The sequence below is a fragment of the Thioalkalivibrio sp. ALE14 genome, assembly GCF_000376845.1.
Taxonomy (GTDB): domain Bacteria; phylum Pseudomonadota; class Gammaproteobacteria; order Ectothiorhodospirales; family Ectothiorhodospiraceae; genus Thioalkalivibrio.
Genome location: NZ_AQXY01000028.1, coordinates 130,676 through 147,058, shown reverse-complemented (window position 1 = coordinate 147,058; position 16,383 = coordinate 130,676). Strand labels below are relative to the sequence as shown.

Genomic DNA, 16,383 nt, shown 5'->3' with positions numbered 1-16,383 from the left:
CGCGTTTCGCCGGGCCATGGTCGGTCCGGCGGTGAATCCGGGCACCCCATGGACAAGCTGATCATCACCGGAGGCGGCCGACTCGAGGGTCAGGTCTGGATCTCCGGGGCCAAGAACGCCGTGTTGCCGATCCTGTCCGCCACCCTGCTGGCGGACGGGCCGATGACCATTGGCAACGTCCCGCACCTGCAGGACGTCACCACGACCATGGAGCTGCTCGGGCGCATGGGCGTAAGCCTGACGGTCAACGAGCGCATGCGCATCGAGGTCGACCCGACCACGCTGACCCAGTGTGTGGCGCCGTACGATCTGGTGAAGACCATGCGCGCCTCCATCCTGGTGCTGGGGCCGTTGCTGGCGCGCTTCGGCGAGGCCGAGGTGTCGCTCCCGGGTGGCTGTGCGATTGGCTCGCGGCCGGTGAATCTGCACTTGCGTGGCCTCGAGGCCCTGGGCGCCGAGATCGATGTCGACGGCGGCTACATCCATGCGCGCGCGGATCGCCTGAAGGGCGCGCGGGTGGTGTTCGACCAGGTCACCGTGACCGGGACCGAGAACCTGCTGATGGCCGCGACCCTGGCCGAGGGCGAGACCCTGATCGAGAACGCCGCGCGCGAGCCGGAAGTGATCGATCTGGCGGACTGCCTGACGGCGATGGGGGCGAAGATCCAGGGCGCCGGCACCGACACCATCCGGGTGCAGGGCGTGGAACGCCTGCACGGTTGCGAATACGACGTGATGCCGGACCGGATCGAGACCGGTACGTTCCTGGTCGCGGCGGCCGTGACCCGCGGGCGCGTGCGCTGCCGCAACACCCGCCCGGAGTTGCTGGACGCGGTCCTGGCCAAGCTGGTCGAGGCCGGTGCCCGCGTGGATACCGGGCCCGACTGGATCGAACTGGACATGGAAGGCCGCCGGCCGAAGGCGGTGAACCTGCGTACCGCGCCGTTCCCGGCCTTCCCGACCGACATGCAGGCGCAGATGATGGTGCTGAACACGGTCGCCGAGGGTACCGGCTCGGTGGTGGAGACGGTCTTCGAGAACCGCTTCATGCATGCGCTGGAGCTGCAGCGCATGGGCGCGCACATCACGATCGAGGGCAATACCGCGATCGTCGAGGGTGTGGAACGGCTGGTCGGCGCGCCGGTGATGGCGACCGACCTGCGGGCCTCGGCCAGCCTGATCATCGCCGGTCTGGTGGCCGAGGGCGAGACCGAGGTAGACCGCATCTACCATATCGACCGCGGCTACGAGTGCATCGAGGAAAAACTGAGCCAGATCGGCGCGACCATCCGTCGCGAGCCGGTCTGATACGCGACTCACACGGAACCGGACGAACGCCTGACCCATGATGGATCCCAACGCCCTGACCATCGCCCTGTCCAAGGGCCGCATCCTCAAGGACACCCTGCCGCTGCTGGCCAGCGCCGGGATTGAACTGCTGGAGGATCCGGACAAGACGCGCAAGCTGATCCTCGACACCAACCGCGAGGACGTGAAGATCGTGGTGGTGCGCGCGACCGACGTGCCCACCTATGTGCAGCACGGGGCGGCATCCATTGGCGTGGCCGGCAAGGATGTCCTGATGGAGCATGGGGCCGCGGGGCTGTACGAGCCGCTGGACCTGCACATCGCCCAGTGCCGCCTGATGCTGGCCGGGCGCCCGGGCCAGCAGCCGGACCCGCAGCAGCGCCTGCGCATCGCCACCAAGTTCGTGAACATCACGCAGAACTATTTCGCCCAGCAGGGCCGCCAGGTGGAGATCATCAAGCTCTACGGCTCGATGGAACTGGCGCCGCTGGTCGGTCTGGCTGACTACATCGTGGACCTGGTCGATACCGGGAACACCCTCAAGGCCAATGGCCTGGAGCCGCTGGAGCTGATTACCCCTATCAGTTCCCGGTTGATCGTGAACCAGGCAGCCATGAAGATGCGACATAGAACCATTCAAAATCTCATCGAGGGCCTGCGGGAGGCCGTCACGCCCGCGACGACGTAACCGAGAACACCATGACCGCCGATACCGACGACCTCCGAATCCGCGAAATCCAGGAGGTGTCCGCCCCGGACACCGTCCGCGAGGAGCTGCCGATCACCGATGCGGCCGCCGACACCGTGTTCGAGGCACGCCAGGCCTGCCATCGCATCCTGCACGGCGAGGACGATCGCCTGCAGGTGATCGTCGGCCCCTGCTCGATCCACGACGTGGATGCCGCGCTGGACTATGCCGATCACCTGAAGACCCTGCGCGAGGAGCTCTCCGACGCCCTGCACATCGTGATGCGGGTGTATTTCGAGAAGCCGCGCACCACGGTCGGCTGGAAGGGCCTGATCAACGACCCGGACCTGGACGGCAGCTTCCACATCAACAAGGGCCTGCGCGTGGCGCGCGGGCTGCTGCGCGATCTGGCGGTCAAGGGCATGCCGGCGGCTACCGAATACCTCGACCTGATCAGCCCGCAGTACATCGCGGACCTGGTCGCCTGGGGCGCGATCGGCGCTCGCACCACCGAGAGCCAGGTGCACCGCGAACTGGCCTCCGGCCTGTCCTGCCCGGTGGGCTTCAAGAACTCCACCGACGGCAGCCTGCGGGTGGCGATCGACGCGATCCGCTCCGCCTCGCGCCCGCACCACTTCCTGTCGGTGACCAAGGCCGGTCGCTCGGCGATCTTTTCCACCACCGGCAACGACGACTGTCACATCATCCTGCGCGGCGGCAAGCAGCCGAACTACGATGCCGCGAGCATCGAACAGGCCTGCAAGGAGCTGCGCATGGCCGAGCTGCCGGAGATGGTGATGGTCGACTGCAGCCACGCGAACAGCCGCAAGGACCCGCAACAGCAGGTCGAGGTGGCACGGGTGCTGGGCGAACAGATCGCCGGCGGTGACCGACGCATCATGGGTGTGATGCTGGAGAGCCACCTGACCGGCGGCCGCCAGGACATCCTGCCCGGCAAGCCGCTGAAATACGGCCAGAGCATTACCGATGCCTGCATGGGCTGGGACGACAGCGAGGCCACCCTGCGCCTGCTGGCCGAGGCCGTGCGGGCCCGCCGCAAGACGCCCGTGCCTGCCTGACAAGACGTCCGTGCCCGTCTGAACCGAGGAATACGCCATGCCCTCCATTGCCCGACTCGATACCCAGCAGCCCGATTTCGACCAGGCCCTGGAGCACCTGCTGTCCTGGGAGTCCGTTGCCGACACCGGCGTACGCGATGCGGTGGACGAGATCCTGGGGGCCGTGCGCGCCGAGGGTGACGCGGCCGTGCTGCGCTACACCGCCAAATTCGATCGCCTCGATCGCCCTGCGGTCGCGGACCTGGAGATCCCGCACGAGCGCCTGCAGGCCGCGCTGGAGTCGATCCCGCCGGAGCAGCGCGCGGCATTGGAGACCGCCGCCGCGCGCATCCGCCAGTACGCCGAACACCAGAAGATGCAGGACTGGGACTTCACCGACGAGGACGGCACGGTCCTCGGCCAGCGCGTCACCGCGCTGGACTCGGTCGGCCTGTACGTACCCGGCGGCAAGGCCGCCTACCCGTCCTCCGTGCTGATGAACGCGATCCCGGCCAAGGTCGCCGGTGTCGAGCTGCTGGTGATGGTGGTGCCCGCCCCGGGCGGTGAACTGAATGACCTGGTGCTGGCCGCGGCCGCCGTCGCCGGGGTGGACCGCGTGTTCACCGTGGGCGGCGCCCAGGCCGTGGCCGCACTGGCCTATGGGACCCAGACGATCCCGGCGGTGGACAAGATCGTTGGTCCCGGCAATATCTTTGTGGCCGCGGCCAAGCGCGAGGTATTCGGCACCGTCGGTATCGACATGATCGCCGGCCCGTCCGAGATTCTGGTGGTCTGCGACGGCGAGACCGATCCCGACTGGATCGCGGCCGACCTGTTCTCCCAGGCCGAACACGACGAACAGGCCCAGTCCATCCTGCTGTCCTGGGACGACGCCTTCCTCGACCGCGTGGCCGAGGCCATGGACCGGCTGCTCGCCGAGATGCCGCGCGCCGAGATTATCCGCACCAGCCTCGACAAGCGCGGCGCGCTGGTGAAGGTGCGCGACTCGGCCGAGGCCGTCGCGGTCGCCAATCGCATCGCCCCGGAGCACCTGGAACTGTCGGTCGCCGACCCGCAGGCGATGCTGGATGCCGGCCTGCGCCACGCCGGTGCGATCTTCATGGGCCGCTATACCTCCGAGGCGTTGGGCGACTACTGCGCCGGCCCCAACCACGTGCTGCCGACCTCGCGTACCGCGCGCTTCTCCTCGCCGCTGGGCGTGTACGACTTCCAGAAGCGTTCGAGCATTATCCACTGCTCGGCCGAGGGCGCGGCCAAGTTGGGCGAGACCGCTGCGGCGCTGGCCCACGGCGAGGGCCTCACGGCCCACGCCCGTTCGGCCGAACTGCGCACTCGATGACCGCCCGTGCGACCCGGACTCCGGACGCCCTGATGCGCCCGGAGGTGCTGGCGCAGCCGGCTTACCAGGTGGCCGACGCCACCGGCCTGATCAAGCTGGACGCGATGGAAAACCCGCATCCCTGGCCGGGGGAGCTGGAAGACGCCTGGCTGGCGGCCCTGCGTGATCCGCAGCTTAACCGCTATCCCGACGCGCAGGCGCTGGGCCTGGCCGCGCAGGTGCGGGCCGCCCACGGGGTACCGGAAGCGGCCGGGCTGATGTTCGGCAATGGCTCCGACGAACTGATCCAGATCCTGATTACGGCGATCGCCGGCGCCGGCCGACCGGTGCTGGCCCCGGAGCCGACCTTCGTGATGTACGGGGTGCTGGCCCGTGCGCTGGGTGTGCCGTTTGTCGGCGTGCCCCTGAACGCGGACTTCACCCTGGATCTCGCGGCGATGCGCAAGGCGATGGCCGAGCACAACCCGGCCGTGGTGTTCCTCGCCTATCCCAACAATCCCACCGGGACGCTCGACGACGCCGCGACCGTGGAGACGATCGTCGACGAGAACCCGGGCGTCACCGTGGTCGACGAGGCCTACGCCCCGTTCGCTGCGCACAGCTTCCTCGCGCGCGTTGGCGAGGATGACGGGCTGATGGTGATGCGCACGGTCTCCAAGCTGGGCCTCGCCGGCGCACGGCTCGGCTATCTGGCCGGAACCCCGGCCTGGGTCGACGCGCTGGACCGCCTGCGCCTGCCGTACAACATCAACACCCTGACCCAGCGCTCCGTGGCCTTCGCCCTGGAGCACCGCGAGGCGCTGGATGCCCAGGCCCGAGGCATCATCGAGGAACGCGACCGCCTGAGCGAGCGCCTGACTGCGACGACGGGCGTCGAGCAGGTCTTTCCCAGCCAGGCCAACTTCATCCTGTTCCGGGTACGCGCCGGGGCGGGGCATGCGACCTTCGCCGCCCTGCGCGACGCCGGGGTCCTGATCAAAGACGTCGGCCGCGCGCATCCGCTGCTGGTGGACTGCCTGCGCGTCACGGTCGGCCGCCCCGATGAAAACGACGCCTTCCTCGCCGCGCTCGGGCAGGCCCTCGCCGCCTGACGTCTTCTGGTTGCACCACAGAGTGCACGGAGGCCACGGAGAACGTCGCAGGGTTCGGTGTCCACCTTTTCCCGGCCCTTCGCTGCGCTGCGGCAGGTATGACGGGGGGCGTGTGAATGTCGCGCTGCGACGGGATTTCGCCCAATCCTCCACCACGCCAAAGCCCTCCTTCCAGCCTTCCCATCTTCCTGTTAACCGCGACCCGAATTTCTCCGTGTCCCCCGTGCCCTCTGTGGTGAAAAGCCTTTCCTGACCCTTTCCCGGCCAGGCGTGTCAGCAGCGTCCGGCGGGCGGTTCCAGGCGCAGGCCGCGGACCTCGCCCATGGCACCGCCGGCGCGCAGGGCGGCGGCGAACGGGGACTGGCGGGCGGGTTCGCCGTTGATGCTCTCGATGGTGATGCCGCGGCGCTTGGGCAGCCAGCGGCTCCCGGCGAGCTGGCGGATGGCCTCGGTGACCAGTGCCGCGTGTGCCTCTGCGGTGTCGATGCCGGGGAGGGTTTCCCAGACGAACAGCTGGCGGCCGGAGGCGGCGAGGTACAGCAGCGGCTGGCCGCCAGCCAGCGCGACCAGGGCGCCGGCGACGCGGCGCAGGCGGCCCTCGGCGGCCTCGGGCGGTTCCGGCCAGGGCAGGAGCTGGCCCCAGGGGCTGGCGGGGTCCACGCTGGCCAGCCACTGCGGCTCCGGGGTGTCGTCAGCCGTGCGTTCCAGCGCGCGCAGGCGGTCCACCGCGCCGGCGCGCGCGAACTGGGCACCGGTCAGGCCCTCGACGAAGTGGCCGCGGCGCAGCTTGCCGGCGTCCTCCATCGCGCGGTAGACGGGATACACGCGGCCAAAGCCGCCGGCCAGGCCCTCGGCGCGGGCCATCTCGCGGCTGACTACGCCGTAGCGCGCGAGCAGGTTCTCGGCCTGTTCGCGGGCGCGCTCGGTCAGCGAAATGCCGGGGTCGATCAGGTCGGCCACCCGTGACCAGCGCCCGCCGGCCAGACCCTGGCCCGGGCGACGGCGGCCTCGGGCGGACGTCTTGCGCTGGCCCAGGCTGCGCAGCGGGGCGAAGGTGTCGTTGGTGATCTGCCCGGCCCAGACAAGGTCCCAGATGGCGGACTCGATCGCGTCCTGGCGGGCGTCCGGCTGGGCCTCGCGCGCCGCGCGCTCCAGCTCCAGGTAGAAGCAGGCGCCGCGCCGGTCCAGGGTCTCGAGGATCGCCCGCGCGAGCGGATCCTCGGTCGCCGGGGTCTCCGTCTCGGGCGGTTCCGGTTCCAGCAGCACCATCGCCTGCTCGCGCCGGAGGAAGCGGATGCGCCCGTCGCGCTGGCCCAGCGCGCCGCTGCCGACCCAGACGAACTCGCCGGAGGCGGTGATGCGGTCCAGCGCATCCAGCGAGAAGTCGCGCACCCGCATCGGCAGTACATGGGTGGTCCAGGCGGACCAGGGCAGGGCGATACCCTCGAGCTGCGTCAAGGTCTCGCGCAGGGTGCCGATGCCCGCCCCGGGTTCGGTCAGGCCCTGCCAGGCGGGCAGGAAGCGGCCCAGCGCACGGGCATCCACCGCCGCCGCCTCGTCGCGCAGCCGCGCCAGGGTGCGGCGCTTCAGCCGGCGCAGGATGTCCAGCTCGCACCAGTCCTCGCCAGTTCCCTGCGGGCGGATCTCGCCGCGCAGCAGCACGCCGGCGCGCTCCAGGCTCTCGAGCGCCGGCAGCAGCACGCCCGGTGCGAGTCCGTAGCGCGCGCCCAGGTCTTCGACGCGGAACGGGCCGTGGGTACGGGCGTAGCGGCGCAGCATCTGTTCCAGTGGCCGCTGCGGGGGTTCGAGGAAGCCGGCGGGCAGGCCCGGCGGTGGCACCACCCCGAGAGCGTCGCGGTACAGGGCGGTGTCCTCGGCCGCGATCCAGCGCGGTTCGCCGGCGATGCGGACCTCGATCGCGCGCAGGCCCTCGGCCAGGGTCTGCAGCCAGGGGTCGGGGTCCGCGGCGGCCGCGGCCGCGATCTCCTCCCGCGTCAGGTCCCCGCGCCGGCGCAGCAGGTCGTGCAGCTCGTCGGCATCGCGCAGCTGGGTGGCCTCGGTGGTGTGGGCCAGTTCGGCCTCCAGCTCGGCCAGCGCCTCGGGGTCGATCAGTTCGCGCAGCTCGGCCTGGCCCAGCAGCTCGGCCAGCATGCCGCGGTCGAGGGTGAGCGCCTGGGCCTTGCGCTCGGCCATCGGCGCGTCCTGCTCGTAGATGTAGGCGGCGACGTAGGCGAACACCAGGCTGCGGGCGAACGGCGAGGCCTGCCGCGTCTCCACCTCGCGCACGCGGATGTGGCGCTCCTGCACCCCGCGCAGGATCTCGCGCAGGGCCTCCAGATCGAACACGTCGGCCAGTACCTGGCGGTAGGTCTCCAGCACCACCGGGAAGCTCGCGTACTCGCGCACGGAGGCCAGCAGCTGCTGCGACTTCAGACGCTGCGCCCACAACGGGGTGCGCTGGCCCGGGCGGTTGCGCACGAGCAGCAGGGCGCGGGCGGCGTTCTCGCGGAAGGCGCTGGCGAACAGGGTGGAGTGCCCCAGCTCGCGGGTGACCGCCTCCTCCAGTTCCTCCGGGTCCGGGAACAGACTATCCAGCTCGGGCAGGTCCTCGCTGTCGGCCAGGCGCAGGACGATGCCGTCGTCGGTGTACATCACCTGCACCTCGAAGCCGGAGGTGCTGGTCAGCGCGCCCTGCAGGGCCAGGGCCCAGGGCGCGTGCACGCGGGCGCCGAACGGGGTCAGGATGCAGACGCGCCAGTCGCCGACCTCGTCGCGAAAGCGCTCGACCACGATGCGTTTGTCCGACGGCAACTGCCCGGTGGCCTCGCGCTGCTCGTCGATGTAGTCGCTGAGGGTTTCGACCGCTGCCTCCGACAGCGGGGCGTGTTCCTTGAGCCAGGCGGTGCGTTCGGCGCGGTTCATGCGGGCGAGGCGTTCGGTGGCGGCGCCGATGGCGCGCCCGAGCTGGATCGGCCGGCCGGGGCCGTCGCCGTGCCAGAAGGGCAGCTTGCCGACCTCGCCAGGGGCGGGGGAGACCAGCACGCGGTCGCGGGTGATCGCCTCCACGTGCCAGGTGCTGGCGCCCAGGGTCACGTTCTCGCCGGTCTTCAGCTCGAACACCATCTCCTCGTCCAGCTCGCCGATGCGCGGGCCGCCCTCGCCGACATGCACGCCGTACAGGCCGCGGTCGGGGATGGTGCCGGCGTTCAGACGCGCGGCCAGCGCCGCGCCCCGGCGCGGGGTCAGCTCGTCGCGCGCGCGGTCCCAGGCGAGCCACGGGCGCAGGTCGGCGAAGTCGGTGCTGGGGTAGTGGCCGGAGAGCATATCCAGGGTCGCCTCCAGCAGCGGCCGCGACAGCTCGCGCCAGGGGGCGGCCCGGCGCACCAGCGCGTGCAGCTCGTCCACGGTGCGCGGGCGTTCGCAGACCATCGCGACGAGCTGCTGGGCGAGCACGTCCAGCGGGTTGTGCGGGGCATGGAGCGGTTCCAGCGCGCCGGCCTGCATGCGCTCGCCGATCACCGCGCATTCCAGCAGGTCGCCGCGAAAGCGCGGCAGCAGCAGCGAGCGCGAGACCTGTCCGACCCCGTGCCCGGCGCGGCCGGCGCGCTGCAGCCCGCGGGCGACCGCACCGGGCGACTCGACCATGATCACCAGGTCCACCGCGCCCATGTCGATACCCAGCTCCAGCGAGCTGGTGGCGACGATGCCGCGCAGGCGTCCAGTCTTCAGCCGGCCCTCGATCTCCGCGCGGCGCTCGTGGGAGACGCTGCCGTGGTGGGCGGCGACCAGGTCTTCTACCGCCTCGGCATCATCCGGCTGCTGTTCGTGCCAGGCGTCGTTGATGCGCTGGACCAGGCGCTCGCACAGCCCGCGGCTGTTGACGAACACGATGGTCGAGCGGTGCTCCAGGATCGCCGCCAGCAGGCGTGGCTCCAGGCGCGCGGCGCGGTCGCCGCCCCCGGCCGGAAGCTTCCCGGTGCCCTGGCCGTAGACCGCGCCGAGGATGGAGCCGGACGGGATGGGGCCCGCCGGCTCCGGTGTCTCCATGGTGGCGGGTGCGTGTTCGGCCGGGGGTTCTTCCGGGGCGAGGATCTCGAGATCCAGGCGCGGGGGTTCGGCGGCGTCGACCACCTCCACCTCGCGGTCACCGCCGAGGAAGCCGCGCGCGACCTCTACCGGATGCACGGTGGCGGACAGCCCGATGCGCTGCGGGTCCTCGCCGCAGCGTTCGGCCAGGCGCTCCAGCGACAGGGCCAGGTGCGCGCCGCGCTTGTTCCCGGCCAGGGCGTGCACCTCGTCGATGATGACCGTGTAGACAGACTCGAGGTTCTCCGCGGCCTTCGAGCCCAGCAGCAGGTAGAGCGACTCCGGCGTGGTCACCAGGATGTCGCCAGGCTCGCGCGCCTGGGCGCGGCGTTCGGCCTGCGGGGTGTCGCCGGTGCGGATGTGTACCACCGGTTCGCGCGCCGGCTCGCCCAGGCGTGCGGCGGTCCGGGTGATGCCGGTCAGCGGGGCGCGCAGGTTGCGCTCGATGTCGGTAGCCAGCGCCTTCAGCGGCGAGATGTAGAGCACCGAGTAGCCGCGGCGGGTATCGGGCGCGGGTGCGCCGGTCAGGCGGTCGATCGCGCTCAGGAACGCGGCGAGCGTCTTGCCGCTGCCGGTGGGGGCAATCAGCAGGCAGTGGCGACCGGCCCGGATCGCGGGCCAGCCGCGGGACTGGATGGTGGTCGCCTGCCCGAAGGCCTCGCGAAACCAGGTGTCGGTCGCGGGACGAAAGGGCGTGACCATGGCCCCGGCGGGGTCAGGCGTGGCCGACGGTGGTGTCGGTGGTGGCGTGGAAGTAGTCGCTGTCGCGCGCCAGCTCGTCGATCAGCTCGTGCAGCATGGCCAGGCGGCTCTCGGCATCCGAGAATGCGGCGCAGTCCTGGCACAACGGATCGCCGCAGGGCTGGCGGCTGTAGAGCCAGAAATGCACGGCACCGGCCAGCAGGCCATCGGCAACGTCGCCGGTCTCGTCGGCCTGGCCGTCATCGGCGAGCCGGTTGGCCAGCTCGATCAGATTCTGGGCGGCTTTGTTGTAGGTCTGGTCGGCGGTGTCGTTCATGGGATCTCGAAATCGGTTTACGGCAAGCCGCGATCATTCGACCGCGGGCAAACCCCGCAGTTTACCGCGTCTGGCCGATATTCCGAAGAAACAGGGGAATATGGCGCTCCTCCGGGGACAGGCCGCCGTGGGCGCCAACGAAGAATGGCCCCTCGTCGTCGGTCGGCGGGTCGACCAGGTAGGCGTCCTCTGCGGGCAGTAGCAGGTAGTCGCCGGCCCGGGCCCGCAGCTCAGGGTGCTCACGGTCATGGCCCGGGGGCAGGCCCAGTGTGCCGGGGTCCAGCCAGTCGGCGGTGGGCACCACCGTCACGTCGTCGCCGAATGCGGCGTGCAGGGCCGCCAGGAAGTCTGCGTCGCGTCCCTCGCGCACGTGGGCGAGGGACGCGCGCGGCTCGCCGGTCAGCCGGTGGCGCAGGCAGGCCTGTACCGCCGGGTGCTCGCGCAGGTCCAGGCGGCGCTCCATGCTGCGCATGCCGTGGTCGGCGGTGGTCAGGAACACGCTCTCCGGGCGCTGGATCTGGGCGCAGGTCGCGGTATAGGCCAGGTCGAGCTGTTTCAGGTGGCGCTCCACCTCCGGGCTCTCCGGGCCGTACTCGTGGCCCAGGTGGTCCAGCTCCGACCAGTACACGTAGGTGAAATGCGGGCCCGGCGTGGCGTTCACGTGTGCGGCCACCCGCGCCGGCAGCTCGGACAGGTCCTCGAAGCCGATGAAGTCCCCGCCGCCGTTCATCATGCGGTTGTACGGCGTGCCGCCGATCCACTCCGGGCCGATGCAGGTCATGCCGCAGTCGATCCGGTCGTTCAGGCGGTCGGGCTGCACGCGGCCAGTCAGCTCGCGGTAGCCGAGCGTACTGACGCGGTCCTCGCTGTCGCGCTCCTGGCCCATCAGCACGGTCAGCGTGCGCTCGGCGGCGGACAGGCGGGTGTGCCAGCCGAGCAGGCCGTGCTGTGCGGGTGCGCGGCCGGTCAGGATACTGCTGATCGCGGTCGCCGTGGTACTGGGGAACACGGTCTCGAGATCCGTCACGTAATCCGCTCCCAGCAGCGGTGTGTGGCGGCGATAGCGGGTGGCAAAGCCGTCGATCAGCCACAGCACGATGTGGCGATCCGATCCCAGGTGCTCGGATACGCCGGCGAGCGGCGGGTGGCTGGCGGCCGGGTTCAGGCTCGCCTCGATCTGGCCGAGCAGGTCCATCAGCCCGGGCGATTCCAGCCGGGCGCGCAGGATTGCGTCCACGGCCGAGGCGGCCGTGAGCGGGGCGGTCATCGACAAGCGATCAGCCCTTCGCGCCGCCGTCCCCGCCCATGCAGGGCGGGGAGTCGGCGACCTTTCCGGCGCGCTCGAACCACTGGTCCGGGTCCAGGGTGTGCAGCGCCAGGGCGTGGATGCCCCCGGCCAGCTCGTCGGCCAGGGCCTGGTTCACCAGCCGATGCCGCGCAATCAGCTTCTGGTTGCGAAAGGCCTCGGATACCACGGTTACCTTGAAGTGCGACTCCGAACCCGGAGGCACGTTGTGCATGTGGCTCTCGTTCACCACCTCCAGATGCTCGGGCGCAAAGCGCTCCTCCAGCTTCCGGGTAATGGTCTCCTGCATGGTCATCGGCGACTCCAGTGCTTCGAATGGCGGGTCAACGCATTCAGTCTGCTGTCTCGGCACAGCATGTCCAGATCCTCTGTGGGTCGCATGGATGCCTGCCCCTGGAAGGCAAGGATCACGTGCCCGGAGAGCGGCTCTTCCAATAGTCCGGATCACGATGCAGGTGCATGACGGCGAGAATCAGAATGGCGCCCTCGTCTTCTGCATAAAGCACCCCGTACGGGAATCGCTTTACGAACGAGCGCCGGACCTCGCCCTCGAGAACCGTCCATGCGCGCGGATGGGCGATAGCGCGTTGCACTGCCGCAAACACTTCAACCGCAAAATCGTTCCCGAGTCCTGGCTCGATTTCTTCGTAGTACTGGACGGCCTCGGTGAGTTCTTGCTCCGCTTCCGGGTGAAAGCGAAAACTCATCGTTCAAACCGGTTCCATATCTTCTCGAAGACCTGCTCGCCCGGAATGGCGGCGACCGTGCCTGACCGGATCGCTTCCAGGCGTTTTCGGGAGACTTCCGCCCATTTTCGGTCTACGCCCGCATCGGGCGGGTTCAGGCTGCGCAGGAGAGAGTCGACCACCAGGGCGCGTTCCTCCACGGGCAGGGACTCGGCTTCGTCGATGAGGTCTTTGATCTTCATGTCATCATTCTCGTGACATCGCTGTGGGCGATAGTCGGAGCAAGGTGTCTGCTCATATTGGCATGGTAGTCCGAGAGGGCGCCATTGTGGCGGGCAGGTGGTAGGTGGTTCCCGCTCCCAGGAGGTGATGATGCGACAGACGCTGGCGTTCGATGTGTACGGGACGCTGATTGATACGCAGGGGATTGCGGCGACGCTTGAAGGCTGGATCGGCGAACAGGCACCCGTGCTGGCGCGGGCTAATGGGGGCGTATGCGGACTTCGATACCTGCACCGAGCAGGCACTGCGGTACTGCTGCGAGGCGCTGGGTGTCGCGCTGGACCGGGACCAGGAGGCGGAGCTGTTGCGGCGTTATCGCCAGCTCCCGGCCTTTGCCGACGCGGTCCCAGCCCTGGATGAGCTACGGGCGGACGGGCATCGCCTGTTCGCGTTTTCCAACGGGACGGCGGAGACGGTCAGCGGGCTGCTGTGTCACGCCGGGCTGGAGGATCGCTTCGAGGATGTCGTCAGCGTGGACGAGATCGGCTGCTTCAAGCCCGATCCGCGGGTATACCGGCATTTCCTGCAACGGGCGAATGTGTCGCCACCGGGTGCCTGGCTGATCTCGGGCAACCCGTTCGATGTGATCGGGGCGCTGGCCGCGGGCATGCACACGGCCTGGCTTGACCGGTTGGGGCAGGGGCTGTTCGACCCCTGGGGCGGGGAGCCCACAGCTACCATCCGGGACCTGGACGAGCTGGCCGGAGCGCTGGGTTTGTAGCGGCTGCGACCTCGGCAAGCATTCCCGTTGCAACGCGCTATTCGCACGCGGTGGTTGCGCTACGATGGAGATCGGGCAGCCGCCGGGAGATGAGCGTGAGCCAGCAGGTCAAGCAACGGGTCACGCCCGCAATGGAAACGCCCCTGATCCGGCCGGCGACGCAGGAGGATCTGGATGCGCTGGTGGCGCTGGAGCAGGCCGCGTTCGAGATCGATCGTATCTCGCGGCGGCAGTTTCGTTACCTGTTGACGCGCGGGCATGCGGCCACGCTGGTGGCGGAGGACCCGGCCGGTAACGGTCTGCTCGGCTACGTGATGCTGCTGTTCAGCCGGGGCACGTCGCTGGCGCGGCTGTACTCCATTGCGGTTGGCGCCAGGGCGCGCGGCCAGGGGCTGGGGCGGCACTTGGTGGAGGCCGCGGAGGACGCGGCGCGGGCGCACGGGCGGACCGACCTGCGCCTGGAGGTGCGGCGGGACAACACCGCCAGCCTGGCCCTGTTCCGGGGGCTCGGTTATCGCGACTTCGGCACGCTGGACGACTACTACGAAGACCACATGGACGCGCTGCGGCTGCAGAAGTCGCTGGCACCCGGTCCTGATCCGGCGCTGATGCGCGCGCCGTACTACGCGCAGACGCTGGAGTTCACCTGTGGCCCGGCCGCGCTGATGATGGCGATGCGCGCCATCGACCCGGAACTCAAGCTGGACCGGCGCCTGGAGCTGCGCCTGTGGCGCGATGCCACCACCATCTTCATGACCTCCGGCCATGGCGGTTGCGGGCCCTACGGGCTGGCACTGGCGGCCGCCCATCGCGGGTTCGATGTGGAGCTGCTGGTGCGCGATCGCGGCGTGGCGTTCGCCGATTCGGTGCGCAGCGTGGAGAAGAAGGCAGTCATGCAGCTGGTGCAGGAGGAGATGATCGAGGAGCTGGAGCAACTCGGTGTGCCTATCGTGCACGGCCCGGTGAATGTGGCCATGCTGGCGGCGCGCTCGGCCGAAGGCGGGGTGCCGGTGGTGCTGATCAGCAGCGTGCGGTTGTATGCCGAACGCTTCCCGCACTGGGTCACGGTGACGGGATTCGACGAGCGCTTTGTCTACGTGCATGACCCGTTCGTGGATGCCGAGCAGGGCGAGCGTGCGCTGGACTCGGTAAATATGCCGATTGCCCGTGCGGACTTCGAGCGCATGGCCCGCTACGGCCGTGCGGGGCTGCAGGCGGCGGTAATCGTCGGTCCGCGCCGGGTGCCGGTGGGTGCGCATGCCTGAGCACCGTATCCTGGTCGAGCGCCGGGCGGACTGGAAGCCGCACTTCCCCGACCTGCCGGTCATGACCATCGACGACTACCTGCGCGGCCCGGCCGTCGACGACCCGGCCAACCTGCGGGTGATCAACCTGTGCCGCAGCCAGCGCTACCTGTCGGCGGGCTACTACGGCTCGCTGCTGGCGGAGGCGCGCGGGCATCGGGTGATCCCCAGCGTGCGCACCCTGCAGGACCTGTCGCGCAAGTCCATCTACAGCCTGGATACCGAGGAACTGGACGAGCGCGTGGCGCGAGTGCTCGGTCGCAGCCGCCAGGGCGCGCAGCCGGAGCGGCTGGAGCTGACCGTGCTCTTTGGCCAGTGTGACGAGCCGGCGCTGCAGGAGATCGCCGGCCAGCTGTTCGCCCTGTTCCCCGCGCCGATGTTCCGGGTGGAGTTCCGGCTTCAGGGACGCTGGCAGATCCACGCCCTTCGCCCGTTCGCGCTGAACGCGCTGGAACCCGAGCAGGAGCCGGCCTTCTTCGCCGCGCTGGAGCGCTACCTCTCCAAACCCTGGCGCCGCCGCCGCGGGGCACGCAGCGCGCGCTACGAGCTGGCCATCCTGCACAACCCGGACGAGGCGATGGCCCCGTCCACGCCGGCCACGCTCAAGCGCTTCGCCCGCGCCGGGCAGGAGCAGGGGATGGATGTCGAGCTGATCCAGGCACGCGATCTGCCACGGCTGGCGGAGTTCGACGCCCTGTTTATCCGCGAGACCACGGCCATCGACCACTACACCTATCGCTTCGCGCGCAAGGCCGAGGCCGAGGGCATGGTGGTGATCGACGACGCCGACTCCATCCTGCGCTGCACCAACAAGGTCTACCTGGCCGAACGCCTTGCCGCCCATCGTGTGCCGACGCCAAAGACCGTGATCCTCAACCGCGAGACCATCCTGCGTGCGGAGGAACAGATCGGCTATCCCGTGGTGCTCAAGATCCCGGACGGCAGCTTCTCGCGCGGGGTGTTCAAGGCGAACGACCGCGCCGAGCTGGAATCCATTGCCCGGCGCCTGCTGAAGGAGAGCGATCTGATCCTTGCCCAGGAGTTTGTCTACACCGAGTTCGACTGGCGCATTGGCGTGCTCAACCGCCAGCCGCTGTACGCCTCGCAGTACCTGATGTCGCGCAAGCACTGGCAGATCGTCAACCACGACGCCAAGGGCGGCCCGCGCGAGGGCGGCTTTCGCACGCTGGCACTGGCGGACGTTCCCGCCGCCGTGGTCAAGACGGCCGTCAAGGCCGCCAACCTGATCGGCAATGGCCTCTACGGCGTCGATCTCAAACAGACCCCGCGCGGCGTGATGGTCATCGAGGTCAACGACAACCCCAACCTCGACGCCGGCATCGAGGACAAGGTCCTCGGCGAGACCCTCTACACCACCCTGATGCAGGACTTCGTCCGCCGCCTCGACGCCGCCCGCCGCCACCGCGCCGCACCCTGATTGGAACGGGAGTCTGCCCGTCGCCGCGTCGGGAAGC

General features: G+C 69.7%; 13 protein-coding genes and 1 pseudogene. 8 read left to right on the top strand and 6 right to left on the bottom strand.

The annotated features are described in order from the left end of the window. Positions 1 to 48: 48 nt before the first annotated feature. From murA to hisC, 5 genes are read left to right on the top strand one after another with little or no spacing between them, the layout of a single operon-like run. Complete coding sequence (gene murA / locus F572_RS0108525; RefSeq protein WP_017942742.1) at positions 49 to 1,308, top strand: UDP-N-acetylglucosamine 1-carboxyvinyltransferase; 1,260 nt, start codon at positions 49 to 51, stop codon at positions 1,306 to 1,308. A 37-nt stretch (positions 1,309 to 1,345) separates the two neighbouring features. Then, positions 1,346 to 1,996 carry an ATP phosphoribosyltransferase gene (gene hisG, locus F572_RS0108520; protein WP_017942743.1) on the top strand — a complete coding sequence of 217 codons (651 nt, stop codon included), beginning with the start codon at positions 1,346 to 1,348 and terminating at the stop codon, positions 1,994 to 1,996. 11 nt (positions 1,997 to 2,007) lie between these two features. Next, positions 2,008 to 3,075, top strand: a complete 1,068-nt coding sequence (locus tag F572_RS0108515; protein ID WP_017942744.1) for a 3-deoxy-7-phosphoheptulonate synthase — start codon at positions 2,008 to 2,010, stop codon at positions 3,073 to 3,075. Positions 3,076 to 3,112: 37 nt separating this feature from the next. Next, a complete protein-coding gene (hisD, locus tag F572_RS0108510; protein ID WP_017942745.1) occupies positions 3,113 to 4,414 on the top strand; it encodes a histidinol dehydrogenase in 1,302 nt (433 codons plus the stop codon). After that, positions 4,411 to 5,505 carry a histidinol-phosphate transaminase gene (hisC, locus tag F572_RS0108505; protein ID WP_017942746.1) on the top strand — a complete coding sequence of 365 codons (1,095 nt, stop codon included), beginning with the start codon at positions 4,411 to 4,413 and terminating at the stop codon, positions 5,503 to 5,505. Before hisD ends, hisC begins: the two co-directional genes overlap by 4 nt. A gap of 273 nt (positions 5,506 to 5,778) precedes the next feature. On the opposite strand, the gene F572_RS0108500 is transcribed toward hisC, so the two are convergent. From F572_RS0108500 to F572_RS0108475, 6 genes are all read right to left on the bottom strand, one after another. After that, complete coding sequence (locus tag F572_RS0108500) at positions 5,779 to 10,293, bottom strand: DEAD/DEAH box helicase (RefSeq protein WP_017942747.1); 4,515 nt, start codon at positions 10,291 to 10,293, stop codon at positions 5,779 to 5,781. Positions 10,294 to 10,306: 13 nt separating this feature from the next. Next, entirely contained in the window at positions 10,307 to 10,609 is a 303-nt protein-coding gene (locus F572_RS0108495) for a hypothetical protein (RefSeq protein WP_017942748.1), read from the bottom strand. Positions 10,610 to 10,670: 61 nt separating this feature from the next. Next, entirely contained in the window at positions 10,671 to 11,876 is a 1,206-nt protein-coding gene (locus tag F572_RS0108490; protein WP_017942749.1) for an alkaline phosphatase family protein, read from the bottom strand. A 10-nt stretch (positions 11,877 to 11,886) separates the two neighbouring features. Further along, complete coding sequence (locus F572_RS0108485) at positions 11,887 to 12,210, bottom strand: BolA family transcriptional regulator (RefSeq protein ID WP_017942750.1); 324 nt, start codon at positions 12,208 to 12,210, stop codon at positions 11,887 to 11,889. Between the two features lie 112 nt (positions 12,211 to 12,322). Then, positions 12,323 to 12,622, bottom strand: coding sequence for a type II toxin-antitoxin system RelE/ParE family toxin (locus F572_RS0108480; RefSeq protein ID WP_017942751.1), 300 nt, complete (start codon positions 12,620 to 12,622; stop codon positions 12,323 to 12,325). Then, the gene (locus tag F572_RS0108475; RefSeq protein ID WP_017942752.1) at positions 12,619 to 12,843 is read right to left on the bottom strand and encodes an addiction module protein; all 225 of its coding nucleotides are present in this window, start codon (positions 12,841 to 12,843) and stop codon (positions 12,619 to 12,621) included. Before F572_RS0108475 ends, F572_RS0108480 begins: the two co-directional genes overlap by 4 nt. Positions 12,844 to 12,973: 130 nt before the next feature. Here F572_RS0108475 and F572_RS0108470 point away from each other — a divergent pair. From F572_RS0108470 to F572_RS0108460, 3 genes and pseudogenes are all read left to right on the top strand, one after another. After that, positions 12,974 to 13,604 (top strand): annotated as a pseudogene (locus tag F572_RS0108470) (haloacid dehalogenase type II). Positions 13,605 to 13,699: 95 nt separating this feature from the next. Then, positions 13,700 to 14,869, top strand: coding sequence for a GNAT family N-acetyltransferase/peptidase C39 family protein (locus tag F572_RS0108465; protein WP_026143125.1), 1,170 nt, complete (start codon positions 13,700 to 13,702; stop codon positions 14,867 to 14,869). Continuing rightward, on the top strand, positions 14,862 to 16,346 hold the full coding sequence (locus F572_RS0108460; RefSeq protein ID WP_026143126.1) for a RimK family protein: 1,485 nt from the start codon (positions 14,862 to 14,864) through the stop codon (positions 16,344 to 16,346). Before F572_RS0108465 ends, F572_RS0108460 begins: the two co-directional genes overlap by 8 nt. Positions 16,347 to 16,383: the final 37 nt, after the last annotated feature.

Coding starts and splice junctions, on each gene's coding strand:
- murA (WP_017942742.1), top strand. CDS start 49: ATGGACAAGCTGATCATCACCGGAGGCGGCCGACTCGAGGGTCAGGTC.
- hisG (WP_017942743.1), top strand. CDS start 1,346: ATGATGGATCCCAACGCCCTGACCATCGCCCTGTCCAAGGGCCGCATC.
- F572_RS0108515 (WP_017942744.1), top strand. CDS start 2,008: ATGACCGCCGATACCGACGACCTCCGAATCCGCGAAATCCAGGAGGTG.
- hisD (WP_017942745.1), top strand. CDS start 3,113: ATGCCCTCCATTGCCCGACTCGATACCCAGCAGCCCGATTTCGACCAG.
- hisC (WP_017942746.1), top strand. CDS start 4,411: ATGACCGCCCGTGCGACCCGGACTCCGGACGCCCTGATGCGCCCGGAG.
- F572_RS0108500 (WP_017942747.1), bottom strand. CDS start 10,293: ATGGTCACGCCCTTTCGTCCCGCGACCGACACCTGGTTTCGCGAGGCC.
- F572_RS0108495 (WP_017942748.1), bottom strand. CDS start 10,609: ATGAACGACACCGCCGACCAGACCTACAACAAAGCCGCCCAGAATCTG.
- F572_RS0108490 (WP_017942749.1), bottom strand. CDS start 11,876: ATGACCGCCCCGCTCACGGCCGCCTCGGCCGTGGACGCAATCCTGCGC.
- F572_RS0108485 (WP_017942750.1), bottom strand. CDS start 12,210: ATGACCATGCAGGAGACCATTACCCGGAAGCTGGAGGAGCGCTTTGCG.
- F572_RS0108480 (WP_017942751.1), bottom strand. CDS start 12,622: ATGAGTTTTCGCTTTCACCCGGAAGCGGAGCAAGAACTCACCGAGGCC.
- F572_RS0108475 (WP_017942752.1), bottom strand. CDS start 12,843: ATGAAGATCAAAGACCTCATCGACGAAGCCGAGTCCCTGCCCGTGGAG.
- F572_RS0108460 (WP_026143126.1), top strand. CDS start 14,862: ATGCCTGAGCACCGTATCCTGGTCGAGCGCCGGGCGGACTGGAAGCCG.